Origin of the sequence: Tateyamaria sp. Alg231-49 (assembly GCF_900143535.1) — a bacterium.
Taxonomy (GTDB): domain Bacteria; phylum Pseudomonadota; class Alphaproteobacteria; order Rhodobacterales; family Rhodobacteraceae; genus Tateyamaria.
Genome location: NZ_FRFA01000008.1, coordinates 129,551 through 144,512, shown reverse-complemented (window position 1 = coordinate 144,512; position 14,962 = coordinate 129,551). Strand labels below are relative to the sequence as shown.

14 protein-coding genes are annotated in these 14,962 nt (G+C 59.4%); 10 read left to right on the top strand and 4 right to left on the bottom strand.

Going from position 1 to position 14,962, the window contains the following annotated elements:
• Positions 1–260 precede the first annotated feature (260 nt).
• On the bottom strand, positions 261–743 hold the full coding sequence (locus DHN60_RS14155; protein ID WP_159089224.1) for a hypothetical protein: 483 nt from the start codon (positions 741–743) through the stop codon (positions 261–263).
• Between the two features lie 273 nt (positions 744–1,016).
• Between DHN60_RS14155 and DHN60_RS14150 the strand changes: the two genes are divergently transcribed.
• The 3 genes from DHN60_RS14150 to DHN60_RS14140 are packed head-to-tail and all read left to right on the top strand — an operon-like array spanning position 1,017 to position 4,259.
• Entirely contained in the window at positions 1,017–2,360 is a 1,344-nt protein-coding gene (locus DHN60_RS14150) for an alginate export family protein (RefSeq protein ID WP_108837969.1), read from the top strand.
• Entirely contained in the window at positions 2,341–3,684 is a 1,344-nt protein-coding gene (locus DHN60_RS14145; protein WP_108837968.1) for a serine hydrolase, read from the top strand. Before DHN60_RS14150 ends, DHN60_RS14145 begins: the two co-directional genes overlap by 20 nt.
• A complete protein-coding gene (locus tag DHN60_RS14140) occupies positions 3,681–4,259 on the top strand; it encodes an alpha/beta-hydrolase family protein (protein ID WP_108837967.1) in 579 nt (192 codons plus the stop codon). Before DHN60_RS14145 ends, DHN60_RS14140 begins: the two co-directional genes overlap by 4 nt.
• A 39-nt stretch (positions 4,260–4,298) precedes the next feature.
• On the opposite strand, the gene DHN60_RS14135 is transcribed toward DHN60_RS14140, so the two are convergent.
• The 3 genes from DHN60_RS14135 to DHN60_RS14125 form a co-directional block, all read right to left on the bottom strand.
• Positions 4,299–5,048 (bottom strand): META domain-containing protein, encoded by a 750-nt coding sequence (locus DHN60_RS14135; RefSeq protein ID WP_159089223.1) that lies wholly within the window; start codon positions 5,046–5,048, stop codon positions 4,299–4,301.
• Between the two features lie 171 nt (positions 5,049–5,219).
• Positions 5,220–7,304 carry a DUF3363 domain-containing protein gene (locus DHN60_RS14130; RefSeq protein ID WP_108837965.1) on the bottom strand — a complete coding sequence of 695 codons (2,085 nt, stop codon included), beginning with the start codon at positions 7,302–7,304 and terminating at the stop codon, positions 5,220–5,222.
• A gap of 740 nt (positions 7,305–8,044) precedes the next feature.
• Entirely contained in the window at positions 8,045–9,313 is a 1,269-nt protein-coding gene (locus DHN60_RS14125; RefSeq protein WP_108837964.1) for a DUF6538 domain-containing protein, read from the bottom strand.
• Between the two features lie 301 nt (positions 9,314–9,614).
• On the opposite strand from DHN60_RS14125, the gene DHN60_RS14120 reads away from it, so the two are divergent.
• From DHN60_RS14120 to DHN60_RS14090, 7 genes are all read left to right on the top strand, one after another.
• Positions 9,615–10,793 carry a tyrosine-type recombinase/integrase gene (locus DHN60_RS14120; RefSeq protein WP_108837963.1) on the top strand — a complete coding sequence of 393 codons (1,179 nt, stop codon included), beginning with the start codon at positions 9,615–9,617 and terminating at the stop codon, positions 10,791–10,793.
• Positions 10,794–10,925: 132 nt separating this feature from the next.
• Positions 10,926–11,159 (top strand): AlpA family transcriptional regulator, encoded by a 234-nt coding sequence (locus tag DHN60_RS14115; protein ID WP_159089222.1) that lies wholly within the window; start codon positions 10,926–10,928, stop codon positions 11,157–11,159.
• 123 nt (positions 11,160–11,282) lie between these two features.
• Positions 11,283–11,888 (top strand): hypothetical protein, encoded by a 606-nt coding sequence (locus DHN60_RS14110; RefSeq protein WP_108837961.1) that lies wholly within the window; start codon positions 11,283–11,285, stop codon positions 11,886–11,888.
• The gene (locus tag DHN60_RS14105; RefSeq protein WP_108837960.1) at positions 11,885–13,297 is read left to right on the top strand and encodes an AAA family ATPase; all 1,413 of its coding nucleotides are present in this window, start codon (positions 11,885–11,887) and stop codon (positions 13,295–13,297) included. The genes DHN60_RS14110 and DHN60_RS14105 overlap by 4 nt, the downstream gene beginning before the upstream one ends.
• 362 nt (positions 13,298–13,659) lie before the next feature.
• Positions 13,660–13,845 (top strand): hypothetical protein, encoded by a 186-nt coding sequence (locus tag DHN60_RS14100; RefSeq protein ID WP_234423643.1) that lies wholly within the window; start codon positions 13,660–13,662, stop codon positions 13,843–13,845.
• A 265-nt stretch (positions 13,846–14,110) separates the two neighbouring features.
• A complete protein-coding gene (locus DHN60_RS14095) occupies positions 14,111–14,626 on the top strand; it encodes a hypothetical protein (RefSeq protein WP_159089221.1) in 516 nt (171 codons plus the stop codon).
• A 5-nt stretch (positions 14,627–14,631) separates the two neighbouring features.
• Positions 14,632–14,910 carry a hypothetical protein gene (locus DHN60_RS14090; RefSeq protein ID WP_159089220.1) on the top strand — a complete coding sequence of 93 codons (279 nt, stop codon included), beginning with the start codon at positions 14,632–14,634 and terminating at the stop codon, positions 14,908–14,910.
• Positions 14,911–14,962 lie beyond the last annotated feature (52 nt).

The following is a 14,962-nucleotide window of genomic DNA, read 5'->3' as shown; positions in this document are numbered from 1 at the left end:
TGGTGGGTAGATGGGCCGGTAAGACCTCTTCCTTTTAAAAAAGGAAACATAAACAAATATTTGTGAGATTGTGTGGCGGAGAGACAGTCCGAAAGCTGTTTTCTATCAATGCCTTAAGCTGTTGATTTTGTTTGGATCAGGGCTTCCGCGTGTTGCGGATTGTGCAGCAAAGTGTGCAGCAGATCGCGTAACAAAGATACTGATTGGCCCCTAGGCAAGAATACTTGGTGAAGTTGGCAAACACCTAGGCGCTCAGGGTTTCAGGTCGTAGTCTTGGTGCTCCGATCCCTTGTCGCGTCGAACACTTTCAGCAACGCTTCGAGATACGCGACTGAATCGTTGCTCGCGTCTTCAAGGTCCTCGGCAGCCGTTCGGGATATGGCAAGGCACCCGTCCGTGCCCCGGGTCACCCAACCCTTGCTCTGCAATACGGCAACCTTTCGGCGCACTGTCTCGCGCGGGATTCCGGAATACTCGGAAACCGACTGGATATTGATCGGATATTGACGATGTTCGTCACCGCCGCCGTGGGTCATCTGTCGATACGTGAGAAGCTCGGGCGTCCATTCCTCCGGCCGCGTCCGGTCCCCGATCACGGCCAGCACGAGCATCAGATCGAGATCGCCATCGAACCGGGCGCGCAGTTGCACGAGCAGGCGGGTGAAACCGGCGAGATGAACGGGCCAGATCGACCGGAAGTTCGTGTTGATAAAACCGCCCCAGTCCGAGTTCTTAGTTTGCATGTGCGTCGCCTTCCCAAAGTCGCGCCCATTTTGGGTACAAATCGCATTGAATGACAACCACCGCAGGCTAATTTCCGACAGTAGTTCAAGTGGGGGGGCCGACACCACATGAGACCATGCCATAGCGAGTTGAATGCAGGTCCGCGAACTGCCTTCATCCCTCGGTGCCGCCACCTCATCACTACGTGGATCCAAGCACACAAAAGTTTTTTAGGCGCAGTTGTTGTCCTGTCTGCAAGCTCAGTCGCAACCGATGCGCAAGAGCGCGATCCCATGCTGTTTCATGACGCGGACGGGTTAACGGTGCGTGGTCATCTCCAGTTCGGCTTGAACGCTGTTAGCGAAAGTAATCTGTTCTGGGACCTCGCTGCGACGACCGCCCCTGGGAGCGGGTTCGACCCCGACACCAGCTGGCTCGAAGGCTATATCAAGCCTGGTCTCAGCTTCGAATACCAACTCGACACCGGCGCGGTATTCTATGGAAAGCTCTCCGCAGTTTCATCTTATACATGGGGAACCGACGCCTTCGATACGGGCGACAATGGCGCCACGACGTTAGAAGAGGCGTATCTCGCCATCCGCGGCGATCTGGGCACCGGTTTGTCCTATGACCTGTCGCTGGGACCTCGTGAACTGACGCTGGGCACAGGTATGCTGATCGCGAATGGGGCGACCAGCGGGTTCGAGCGCGGTGCTCTGAAATTCGGCCCTCGCAAGGCATGGGAGCGCGCCGCGATCGGGCGGCTCTCCTACGGCAACATCACCGGGACGGCATTCTACCTCGATCCGAACGAACTGCCTTCGACGGACGGCAACAACGAACTGGCGGGGCTCGATCTGCGCTACGACGATCCCAGAGGCGGCTATCTCGGGATAACGTATGTCGATGTGCTCAATTCCGACTCGCCCTATCCACAGGCCGCCCCGGGCGGTGTCGGCGCCCCGACGGTGACTCCGGGCGCGCGGGAGGGAACCCAGACCCTTGGGATCTACGGCAAGACAAACCCGTTCGAGGGCGCTCTGGAAAACTGGGCCTTCACCGGTGAGGTCGCCCTTCAAAGGAACGACCGGATCGACCTAGAGGCCTGGGCCGGTCGGGTGACGGCCAGTTACACCTTCGCGAATGCGCCGTGGACGCCCAACGTAACCTTGGGATATCAGACTTTTTCCGGTGACGATCCGGACACGAGCGCACTCGAACGGTTCGATCCGCTTTACTACCAGGGCAGCCCGAGCGCTTGGGCGACGGGCTCGAAATCCGCCTCGACTTACATCAATTCGAACGTGAACGCTTTGACGCTGGCCGTACAAGTGAAGCCGACGCAGCAGGATACCTGGACGCTGCGCTATGCGCATATCCGCGCCAACGAATTGAACAGCCCCGTCCAGTTTGGACAGACGACCCGTGTTAACATTGATGGCAACGTGATCACCGGCGTTGACGACGCACATCTCGCCGACGACCTCTTTCTCGAATACAGCCGCATCATCAACCGAAATACGTTCCTGACAGCTGGTTTCTCGATCTCTTTCCCGGGGGCCGGAAACGACAATATCATTGGTAGGAAAGCAGACCCTTGGACAGGAGGATTCGTCAATGTCGTCTTCAACTTTTAATCTCATTGCATTGGCCACGGGGGTCGCGATGGCAATCGGCACATCAACAGCCGCAAATGCGCAATCCGCACCGCTTTCAGCGCAGGACTCTGACCCCAGGGTCATGGGTTGGATGCAGGGCTTCCCGCCCCCTGAGGACAAGATGATTACGCAACCCGACAGCGTCTACTTCAGTTTCCCGCGGCTGCGCTGGTCGGTCTGTCACCTGCGGGAGTTCCTGCCCACCGAAGAAATCAGCCGTGGTATCGGCGCACCGGTGCCGCTGACCTACCCGTCACCGCCTGACTTTGCCGAGCTTCGGGCGCAAATCGATGCAGTGACCTTCACGCCGGACAACAGCGATGTAGAGATGACCTGGGAGGAGTCGCTCTATGCCAACTACACCGATGGCATGTTGATCCTGCACAAGGGCGAGGTGGTGTATGAGCGCTACTTCGGGTGCCTCGAAGAAGACGGCAAACACGCGATCATGTCGATGACCAAATCCTTCACCGGTCTTCTGGCCGAGATCATGGTTGTCGAAGGCGCGCTCGACGATACGGCTCTGGTGCGCGACGTCATTCCCGAAATCGGCGACAGCGCTTTTGCGACGGCCACCGTCCGGCAGGTCATGGATATGACCACGGGCGTGCAATACTCCGAGGATTACTCCGATCCCAATGCCGATATCTGGCTCTATTCTGCGGCGGCAAGCCCACTACCCAAGCCTGAGGGTTACGAGGGGCCGAACGGCTATTGGGAATACCTGCAGCAGGTGCCGCCGGAGGGCAACCACGGCGACGAGTTCCACTACAAGACCATCAACTCTGACATGCTGGGCTGGATCATCAGCCGCGTGTCGGGCAAGTCGGTGACCGAGCTTGCCTCCGAGCGGCTCTGGCGCCGGATGGGGGTGGAGCAAGACGCCTACCAGACGGTCGACGGCAAGGGCGTGCCCTTCGCGGGGGGCGGCATCACCGCCGGTCTGCGCGATCTGGGACGGCTGGGTCAGCTGATGCTGAACGAAGGCGAGATCAATGGCCAGAGGCTGTTCCCGGCCGAAGTCGTGGACAAGATCCGCGCAGGTGGCGACCGGTCCAAGTTCGGCGATGGGTTCCCGACCTTCGGGGCCGGGAGCTACACCAGCCAGTGGTGGGTGTTCCACAACGACCATGGCGCCTTTGCAGCGCGCGGAGTGCACGGCCAGACGATCTATGTTGATCCAACCGCCGAGATGGTGCTGGTGCGACTGGCCTCTTTCCCGCAGGCCCAGAACGGGTTTATCGACCCAACATCGCTGCCAGCCTATCAGGCAGTAGCTGAGTTCCTGATGTCGCGAGAATGATGAACGACCGGCCGATGATCTACGCTTGCGTGCCGCGGCAAGCCGCGGCACACGTCATTGTGGCTCTGGCGGGATTTCTCGCCTTCATCCTTATCGGGGTTGTCCTTCTCTCCGGCCCGGCGTTCCCTCAGGAAGCCGAGCCAGAATCGGCTGACTTCGCACCCCCGACAGAGCTTGTCGATCCCGGCATCTCGACTGCCGAGCTCGCCCATAGACTGATCCCTCTGACCAAAGACGAACTCGATCCGGTCGCGCAGGCTTGGTTGGGGATCGTCAAATCCAAGACCGCTGGGATCTCCGAGCGTCAGATCGCCCTGCTGAACGATCCACCCGCCGCGGACACCTCAAAGCATTTGATCTTTATGCCTGTGGTGACGCAATTCCAGCTGGCGCTCGACCTGGCGCTGTCTTTCGGCACGCCCCCGGGATACGGACATGCGTACTACTCGCAGGACTATATCGCGCCGTGGGTGCAGGTCACCGCGCCCGAGGGCTGGTCTTCGGAAGACACGGAACGCCTGAAAGCCCATTGTAACGTTGGCTATCAGATGGGCTGCGCAAACCGGCAGCGCTGATGCCGCAGGGCAAGGACGCAGCACGGGGCGGGATGGCGGTTATTCCGGCCGTTCCACGAAATGCAAAACCGCGTTGCCCTGCGCATCTGCCATGACCAGCCCGGCCCCGTACCGAACATAGCCGACGACTTGGGCTAGTGCGTCCAGAAAGCGTCGCTCCTGTTGTTCAAAGGAGTCCGGACAGGCCATCATTGTCCCGGCGAAATTCGCCGGAAAGGTAATGGCGCCATCAGACAGCATGGCTTGCCCACGAAAGCGGTTGCATCCGCCAAAGGCCGATACGTTCGCCTCAGCGTCAATCACTAGCGTCGCCGGATCGTCATTGGGCCAGGGCGTGCCGAAAACCTCAGTTACGGCCCATTCGACGCCCGTGACCGTTCGCGGAACCGCTTCGGCTGCCGGGTTTTCCGCGATCATCATTAGCACGATATTCACCGCATCCGGGTCCGTATCTCCGAACACGGCCAGCGGCGGGTCGGAGTGAAAGAGCCGCTGGTTGCTTGACCAGATCGTTGCCGTGACCTTGTAGGTCTTCGCATCCTCAATCAACTGTGGATCATAGTTCAACCCGACTTTCATCGGCACCTTGTCCATGACAAACCGTTGCGATGCGATACGTTTGTTGGCGCTACCCTCCCGGGATATGGCAAACAACTGGACGTCAAGTTCGGCGTCTGGTGGGAGAGCAATACGTTCCCGGTAGGTAACGGTGATGTCGAACATGCGTGTTTCCGCTTTCAGGCTAGAGGCGGTGGTGCTGAACAGAATGATCAAAACAAGGGAACGCATTACGGCTTGCAAGGGTGTTCTCCTGATAAATGGGCACAGGTGCAATTGGTTTTGAAAACCAACCGGAAAGTGCATGGTCCAACACAATCTTACTCAGTGGCCTTATTTGGGGCTAGTACGAAATCAAATAGGATCAGGCCAACGGGACAAGAGCGCCCAATTGTGGATCGGTTACAGCCCCAAGCCCCGCTTCCTGCCAAGCGCCCAGTCTACGCCTCCGCCGGGTAACCCGATGCCCCCGATCTGCTGGCCGATCCGTCGTTCCAGAGCGTCGTTCCATGGGACGAGGCTGAAGCCTAGGCCGTTGTCGATCATGGCGAAGCGGCCGCTGGGGAGTTGGGTGCTGCCGACGAGTTCTCCGCCGAAGCGGCTGCCGGGTTTGATGGGGGTCCAGTCGCGGCCGCGGTCCGCTGCCATGGCGCGGCCGACGCGGGCGATCTCGCGGGCTTCCAGTCTCTGGACGAGGTCGCGCGGGGCGCGGATGCGGCCCTGGCCGAGGTCTTGCACATCGCCGCGTTGGACGAGGACCTGCTTGCGGCGTCCCATGGCGCGTTTCATCTCCAGCCCGAAGCCTGTCTCTCGCAGATCGGTACTGCCCTGTCGCATCAACTCCTTGTCGAGCCAGGTCGCGCCATCATGGGTGACCTGCCTGTCCAGCCCGATGGGGGAGAGCATCTCCATCCGCGCGCCGGGGCCGTGTCCTTTCCGGTCATGGGCCAGCCCGCGCGCGGGGAGGTCCTGCGGGACCTTCCAGTGATCTTCGCTCCAGCGTTCCACGATCCCGGCGCGGCGCAGGGCCTCGAGGCGGCGCACATGCGCGGCGACGAAGCGCTCCGGATCAGGCGTGATCTTCTCTGCCCGGGCGATCTCGATGTGCCGGGAGGGGTGATAGGTGCCGTCACTTCCGGTTGCGGCGAGGATGTTCCGGTCGGCGGCGCGGGGTTCGGTCGGCGGCGGCGCGGCGGCCACGATCATCCCGCGGCCGATGCCGTCGCAGCGGTCCGCACGCAGCTCGATCTGGTGCACACGCCCGTCCGTGCCGTCGATCACAAGCTGCACCCGGTCGCCATTGCCGTCGCCCGCAAGGTCGCGCGCCAGCACCTGACCGGTGATCCGTTCGCGCAGCGTGTCGCGATGGACGGCCAGTTGGGCGATGCCGCGCGCGTCTTTGAGGTCGTTGCCCTCGAGCGCCCGGTGCATTGACTTGATGATGTCCTCGCGCTCACCCAGGGCACGCAACGTGCCTTCGGCACGGTCGGAGATATGCCATTCGCCCGGTCGTACTTCCGTGGCTAGGCCCATCTTCTCGAGCCGCCGAGCACGGGCGATCAGCAGCGCGCGGTTGCGTTTCATGGTCTCCAGCGTGTCGTGATCGGGTCGTAAGTCCGCGAACTCGTTGGCGGCTTCCTGCTCGGCAATCAGCATCCGGTCGAGACGGGTGAGGCGGTCGGCTTCGACCTCGCGCCGCAGCTGGTCGGTGACCTCCAGCTCGGTCTGGCGGCCCAGTTCAAGCGTCACGATCTCGCTCGCCCGTTCGCGGATGCCATGCGCGATGTAGTCGCCCGCGATGTTCAGGATCTTCCCCTGGTCGGTCACGCCGCGGACCAAAATATGCGTGTGCGGGTGCCCGGTGTTGTAGTGATCGACCGCTATCCAATCGAGCCGCGTCTGCAAATCGGCCTCCATTTGCGCCATCAGATCGCGGGTGGTCTGACGCAGGTCGGAGAGATCGACACCCTCCTCGGCGGAGACGATGAAGCGGAACTGGTGCCGATCGTCACGGCCACGGTCGAGGAAGTCTCGGCCATCGGCCGCATCCTCCCTCGCGGAATAGACCTGGCCCCGTTCACCTTCGCGCGTGACGCCATCGCGTTCGAGGTAGCGCAGATGCGCGTCGACCGCCTTGGTGCTGACGAAGGACCGTCCCCGGGCCGCGCTCCGCTGCGGGTTCAGCTTCACGATCCGCGCCTTCACCGTCACGCGCCGGGCACGCGTCCGGGTCCCGTCCGGACCGCGCGACCACGGGTTCCGGCCTTTCAGTTCGGCGGCCACCTTCGCACCCCGGCCGCGCGCGTTGTACCGTCCGCTTGCCTTTCCCTTCCCGGCCAACTTGTTCGGATCGCCACCCTCGCGGCGCACGGCCTGGTGCACTTGGGCAAGGAATCCCTGCGGCTTGCGGCGCACGCGCGGGGGGCGCGGCTGGTGGTCCCGGGGCTTGCCGGGGCGGATGCGGAACTCGGTCTCGTCGCGGGTCATGAAGAGACGATTAAGGGTGCTTGGGGACGGATCAAGGGCTGTCCGAGGGTCATCGTAGCCTGGCGTGCAACGACAGGCCGTGGCGTAGGGTGCGTCCCGATTGCGGCGCGGCGTGGCAGGAAAGAGCATTGAATTCACTGGGGAAAGTGTCGGGCTGTGCCGCACACTATCCGCGCACCGACCGCGACAGAGCCCAAAAATCAATGTGCAGACAACAACTTAGGGCCAGGGGCCCGGCCAGCGAGGAGCTCGCTTTATCTTGCCATCCCTCCTGTTGTCCTTTCGAGGCCTTCCCAAGCAACCGGTCAAGGCACTTCCAGAACGCCTCAAGACCCATCCCAAATACTGATCTCCGACGCATGAGTCGTGATCCGGCCAAGACCGTCAAACTTGCGGCATCGACGACCAAGATCGGCCCGAGGTCGTGCGAGCATCCCGTCCGATTTGAACGCTGTGACAGGCCGATTTGCGCAGCGCGTTTGCTTGCCCTGCACAAGCCGAAGGCACGGCCCCATGCTGCTCGGCATGACACGGCCTCGCCCTTCACCACAACGCAACCGCCCGGCCCAACCGGTCGATGCCGCGCGGATCGAGGCGGCGCTGATGAAGGTCGCCGCACTGGTTGCGGATGACCCGGCCTTCGCGCCAGTGTTCGAGCGGCTGGAGGCGGAACTGGCCGCGGCCGTGCAGAAGGAGAGGCGGCTCTCGGAAGCTCAGCGCCGGGCGCGTACCTTGCTGGCTCAAAAGGCGAGACGGGCGACGAGTTCTGCGACGTGTTCCAGCGACGCGCCCTTGCCGTACCGTTCCCGGTCGAGCCGATGACCGAAGAGGTCGCGGCGGATGCGGTCGTCGATCCCGGCGGCAAGCATGCGGTCTTCAAAGGCATGTCGCAGGGAGTACATCGAGTGGCGCGGGGTCTCGAGCAGGCCGTTGGCGCGGAGGAACTTGTTCACAACCGCACTCAGGGTGGCGCGGTTCCGGTAGCGGGGAAAGCCCTCGGGGTACTGCTTGAGGGCTTCCAGCGAGACACCGGTCAGCGGGATCACCCGGCGGGCGTAGTGGCTCTTCAACTGCCGTCCCTCCGGTTCGATGGAGATATGGGGAACGTCGCAGTCTAGCCGGATCGTGTCCGCCGTGAGCGCTGCGCCTTCGGAGGGCCGGTAGCCCGTGTTGATCATCCCGAGCAGCAGAGCGCGGGCCTGACCGTTCAACCCGTCCAGCGCTCCCGTCGCGAGGAGCCGTGTCCTGATCCAATCCTCTCTGAATGGTGGGCGCGTCAGCTTCTCTCCCTCCTTAAAGGACAGCTCGCCGAGCGGAAGCGTCAGACCCAACCGCTTCATTGTGTTCACAGTCTTCAGAACGTCGCCAAGGTGGATCAGATCCTTGTTGGCCGAGTTCGCCGTGACTTCGCCCGCCTCGATCCGGTCGAGCCAGTGCTGGCGGAAGTCCAGCATGTCGTCGCGTGTGATGTTGGCGATCTGCTTGTCGCCGACGACCGCGACGAAGTTCTTCACCGCCTTCTTGCGCGGCGCTTCCCAACGGCGCAGCTGGTCCTCGCTCTTGCCGAGAGTCTTTTCCTTGGCGAGGCCCCAGTAGAGCTCCAGTGCCTTGGTGACCGACATCCGGGGTTCCGGGACGGTGCCGAGAAGGGCCACGGCCTCGATGGCATCGGGTTGCTTCGCCGGGGCTGGGATTGCCTCGACGCGCTCGACGACTTCCTCAACCGGCAACTTGGCCACCGCCCCCGCATCCAGATACCGAAAACCGCGCGCCCGGGCGAGGTCGCGCGCGGCTTCGTAGCGGGCCTCTGCATCTTCACTGTTCCCGGCCAGCCGGGCCTCCCAGGCCTCGACCATCTGGCTCCACGCTTGATCCGCCTTGCTGCGGGCGACGGTCTCCGAGTCGGTGTGAAGGCTGATCCAGACGGTTTCACGCGGCTCGATCCTCCGATACCGGCGCGGGACGCGGCGGCGGAGGTGGTAGAGACGGCCTCGTTTCGCGATGCTCATGGCGGAGAAATCCCCCGTTTGTGCAGCAAATTGTGTAGCAAAATGTGCAGCAAATCAAGCGGACCAAACACCGCCTTCAGCGCGAAAACGCCGAATTCTATCCCACTATCAGGCGGTTATGAGATAGCGATCTTGAGAAAAATGGCGGAGAGACAGACGCACAGCCCGGTGTTTTACCTTGTGTCGTGGCGTGTCAAACATGCGTGTTGTCCAATAAAACATGGCGGATGCGTTACAAGCGGTTGTTCCGTGTATCATGCTGCATTAACTGCGTTGGCAGGTAGAATGGTAGGTAGACAATATGCCCAAACGCGCGAAAGAACTGAATTCAGCCGACATCAGGCACCTCAAAACACCCGACAAAAAGATCGTTGTGCCAGTAGGCGGCGTCGATGGGCTTTATCTGCAAATGACACCCACGGGCGGGCGATCGTGGTTGCTGCGCATCGTCATCAATGGTCAACGCACATCGCTCGGCCTCGGATCATTCCCAACCGTCTCATTGTCGCAAGCGCGCGAACGCGCGCGCCACTACCGCGAAGAAGTCTGGCATGGCCGCGATCCACGCGCGCCACAGATCGCTATGACCTTCGAAGAAGCGGCAGAAGGTTTCTTGAAAGTGAAGCTGGCTGAATTCCACAACGACAAGCACCGCGCGCAGTGGCGTGCAACGCTCGACAACTACGCAACACCTGTGATCGGCGATCGCCCGGTAGCGGACATCGATGTGCAGGACGTCCTGCGCGTTCTCAGCGCGATTTGGACGACGAAGACGGAAACAGCGTCGCGCTTGCGCGGACGCATCGAAGCAGTGCTTGCGTGGGCAACCGTTCATGGGCATCGGTCAGGCGACAACCCAGCCCGGTGGAAAGGCAATCTCGACGCTACACTGCCCAAACCTTCGAAGGTGTCGTCTGTGCGTCACCACGCCGCCGTTCCGGTCGCTCTGTTGCCCGCCTTCGTGGCGCAGATCCGCGCGAAGGATACTGTCAGCGCACGCGCGATCGAATTCATGACACTGACCGCCGCACGATCGGCAGAGGTGCGCGGGGCGCGCTGGGATGAAATTGATTTCGACAACCGTATCTGGACGATCCCGGCAGCGCGCATCAAGACGCGCAAGGAACATCGGGTGCCGCTGTCGGACGAAGCAATGGCCGTATTGGAGAACATGCCGCGTCTTGGCGATCTGATCTTTACCGTGACGGGCAATATGCTGTCAGACGTCGCCTGTGCAAAACCAATGAAGGCAACGGGGATCGTCGATGCGCGTTCAGGTCGCCCGATCGTGCCTCACGGTCTGCGGTCTGCGTTCAGAGATTGGGCGGCAGAAACCGGGCAAGATCGCGACATGGCGGAAATCGCCTTGGCGCACAACGTCGGGTCTGCGGTTGAACGTGCGTACATGCGCTCCGACATGCTCGAAAGACGCCGTGACATGATGCAAAAATATTCTGACTTCCTCGCGAACGAAAGTTGAACGATTTCAACGCTCAAAAATTTGTACAATCTTAAGTTCCTCTTAATTGACATCAATATAACGTTGTACATCATTGTTTTATAACGCTTTTTCTAGTTGACCAATCAGGCGCGGTCCGTTTCTTTCGGCGTCATGAAGAAAACTGGAGAAAGCACGATGGCAGAACCGAATACGCCTCAAAAAGTCTGGCTCACCGACAAAGAAGTCGGCCAGCGATACAGCATTTCACGCGTCACAATCTGGCGGAAAGTCAGATCAGGATTGCTCCCTAAACCCGTCAAGATGTTCGAAAACACGACCCGCTGGTCTGTCGCAGAACTGGAAGCGTGGGAACAGTCGATGATCGAAGAAAAACAATCCGCCTGAAAAAGAAGAAACCGCCGCGCATAGCGGCGCAGCGGTTTCAAAATCTAGTCGCTGGGTGCAGACAAGATCAGCAGATGATCAGGTTTATATAGCGCCGCGACGGTCACGACAAGGACACGCAGCGTGCGCACAGATCACATCGAACTGACAACCGAAGCCCTGCTCAAGCAAGCTATCGATCTGCGCGACGAATGGCGATCGAAGGATCTGAATTGGCGCAACGACCAAGAAGAAATCGTCCAGCAAACATTCTGTCTTGCCATGCTGAATGGCGCGAAACCGACCAGACGAAATTGGGCGCAACATTCCTCGCATGTCGAATTCTTTCAACACGACTGCCGCATCCTCACACAATTCGTGAATAGCGTGCCGGGTGTGGCCGACGCGTGGGATCACCCGGCGTTCTTTGCAAAGAACAGACGCACCGCTGGTGTCGTCTTGCAGCCATACAACACAGGCGCATTGCCAATTGACGGACACAACGAATTTGCGACGTGGCGACGCCTTGACCACCTGTCGTGGTGGTGGCCACCGCACACTTGCTTGCTGCTGATCGAACCGCTGGATCTGGCGACGCAAAAACACGGCACATACCAACTGTCGAACTGGGCGCGACAGACGAAAAAACACAAACGAAAAACTGGGCCGAAGCGAAGCGGAGTGGCAAGAACGTCACCCCGCTCCGCGACGATCATCGACCTCGCCGAATACAGGAAGGGCAAGCAATGAGCCAAAGAAGAATGCCAGAAGGCGTCCCAAACCTCGGTATGGTTCCCTTCGATTACATACAAGAACCGGGCGAACAGGAATTAATTGGAACCCTGAAACGGCAGGCGTCGAAAATCATCAAAGGCGCGAAAGGATCACAAAAAAAGATCACCGCCGAATTGGCCGATCTGGGCGCGAGTGTCGAAAGGTTCAACGGGCATTGGCGCGTGACGAAAGGCGACCTGTCGATCAACATCGAAGCTAAGGGCATGCCAACGCTGCCAGTGTTCCAACCCGTTGGGGAATTCAACTTCGAAGAAATCCCGGCGACCGACTTTCTCTACCGCGACTTCTATGCGCGCGGATACACAAGCCTGACAATCGCCGCACCAAAAGTCGGCAAATCAATGCTGGCACTCGCAGAAGCGCAAGACATGGCAAGCGGCGGAAAAGTGTTTGGGGTAAATGTCGAACCTCGCCGGGTTCTGTATCTCAACGCAGAAGACGATCAAAACGTTCTGCACGGTCGTTACGCTGCAAATTGTATCAGAAACGAAATCGATCAATCACAGTTCGAAAATAGACTGTTTTTGCAATCTGGCGTCAAATGGCCCGACCTCTTTCTGGTAGGGCAAAAAGATCGCGACATCATGATCAATGAAGTCGTGTTCGAAAATATCATCGAACAAATCGAAAGCCTAAATATCGACGTGGTGGTCTTCGATCCACTGCAAGACCTCAGTCACGCCGATGAAAGCAACGACGCCTTTCGATTGCTGGGGCAACGCATCAGGCGAATGGCGTCTGAAAGCAACATTGCTGTTCACATCGTACACCACACCCGAAAAGTCACAGCGGGCATGATACCGACGATCGATGACGCAAGAGGCGGAAGCTCACTCCGAGGAACGTCACGCTTCAATCGCATCCTTGTTGGAATGACAGAAGGGCAAGCCACAGACGCAGGCGAAGATGATCCGCGCTTCTTCTTTCGTGTGGGCGATGTCGAGAGCAACCTTGCCCCGCCCAGCAGCGAACGGAACCAATGGTTCAGAAAATCAGGCGTCATTCTGCCAAACGGCCAAAGCGTCGGCGCATTGTCAAAATGGGAATGGCCCGACGCCTTCGAAGGCATCACATTGCAAATGGCCGTCGACACCGTTCGCGAATTGAATGCAATGCAAGAAGGGGCAGCACGCGCCAGTTCGCAAGCAACCGACTGGTTTGGGTATGTCGTAGCAAGGATCTGCAACATCGACATGCCACCAGAAAGCCAACGCCGGGAACGAAAAGCTGCAAAAGCCAAAGTCAAATCGATCTTAGATCAATGGGTGTCGCAAAGGTGGTTACAAGTGGCGCAGATCCGAGACGAAAACCAACGGAAAGATCGACCGACATATGCTGTGGGACCAGTGCATCCGAATGATTAACACACTCCCTTTGTTTTTATGCGCGCGCCACCCCCACACCCCCTATAGAGGTGGTGGTGTCGCACGCGACACCCACACCATCAACATTGTGTCTCGCGACATGTTGAAGGTGCAGCACACACCTCTGCGCCACCTTGTTTTTCAAGTGTCGCACAAAGTGGCGCAGTGTCGCAAAACAAACCAAATCGAAAGGACGACAAGATGACCGCGTATGCGCGCGTGCCGACAAACGGTGACAACCTCACGCGCGCGTGGCGACAAACGGTGACAACCCTAATCGAAAGGACGACATGATGACTAACCAACGGTATCTGCAATCGTTGCGTGACGCATACCGCAGCGGCCACGTCTCAGAGCGCCGCATGCGTCAACTGATAGACGCGATCGCTGCGCTTGAAGACGCGAAAGGAAACATCTTCGAAGATTTGGACGCCGCCGGGTTCGATGTGAGTTCGAAGCTGAACGTATTGGCTGACATAACTGGGGCAATGGTGTCTTCTTTGCGCGCGATCGTCGATGACAACAAGACAATCGAAAGGCCGACATGATGACCGCATATGCGCGCCTCTCAGAGCCTCTAGCATTGATAGGCACCCAACCTACGTCAACACACCGTTGCGCGCGCCACGCGTGCGGACGTTTGACGTGGCCACACGGGGCGGCGATATACAGGGAGGGGGCGGCGGCTGAAAGAAACAGATGGGGAAGCGCGACCGTGCAGGGGGACATCTCTTTCAATGCAAGTGCAGATTTTTTTCTTTTTGACCGACCCGGCGCATAACACCCATGATCGCAAAAAACACCGGAGGACTAATGAAACGACCTAAAGCGACGACTGTGAGCGGCGAAATTCACGCTGAGCGACTGACCCGGCTTCCGACTCTGCGATGGCCGAATGAAGTTGAAAGGTTCCCTGATCCAACAGATCAGGATCGGGCGGACGGCGCGTTTGAGGCGGTAATCAGCAGCCGCGCGCCAGATCAGTGGTCGAGGACAGATGTTCAAGAAGCGGCGACCTATGCTGTCCATTTCACGCAATCTCAAAAATTGCAGCGAGCGTTGATGCGCACTGGTCCGTTGGTCAGCACATCGCGTGGTGGTCATAAGCGCAATCCTCTGTATCTCGCACTAGAGTACCATGAGGCGGCGGTTGCCAGATTGGCGCGCAGGCTTTCTCTTAACCTAATCCACCGAGAAGATTTGCGAACGGCTGCAAACGTGGCGCAATCGTATCGTGATCGATTGGGTCGCGCTGTTACGATCGACGCAGACGCACCTGAACAGCAACTGCCGAATGCGAATGGGCCATTGGCGGGGTTGATCCAATGACAAAAATGACGCGCCTCACTGACGATGACATCCACGCACTGCTCGGCGGCACGCCGCGCTTCGATCTGTTGGACGACAAACCAGCTTGCCGGGCGTTGTTGGCTGCGCACATTTCTGGTGTTGTTCGCGAAAGGCTGGGCGAAGACGCGTGGGGCGAGGTGTTCTTGTTGGCTGGCAACGTCCCTGCAGACATCTGGGACGCGTCGAATGTTTTGTCGCAATACATGTCGCGTGGCCTGTCTGTTGCTGATCTGACCGTGTTGGCCGAGCGCGAACGGGCCTGAAACCGCTATATTTCGTTCATTATAGCACTTAACAACCTTGCACAACGTATTG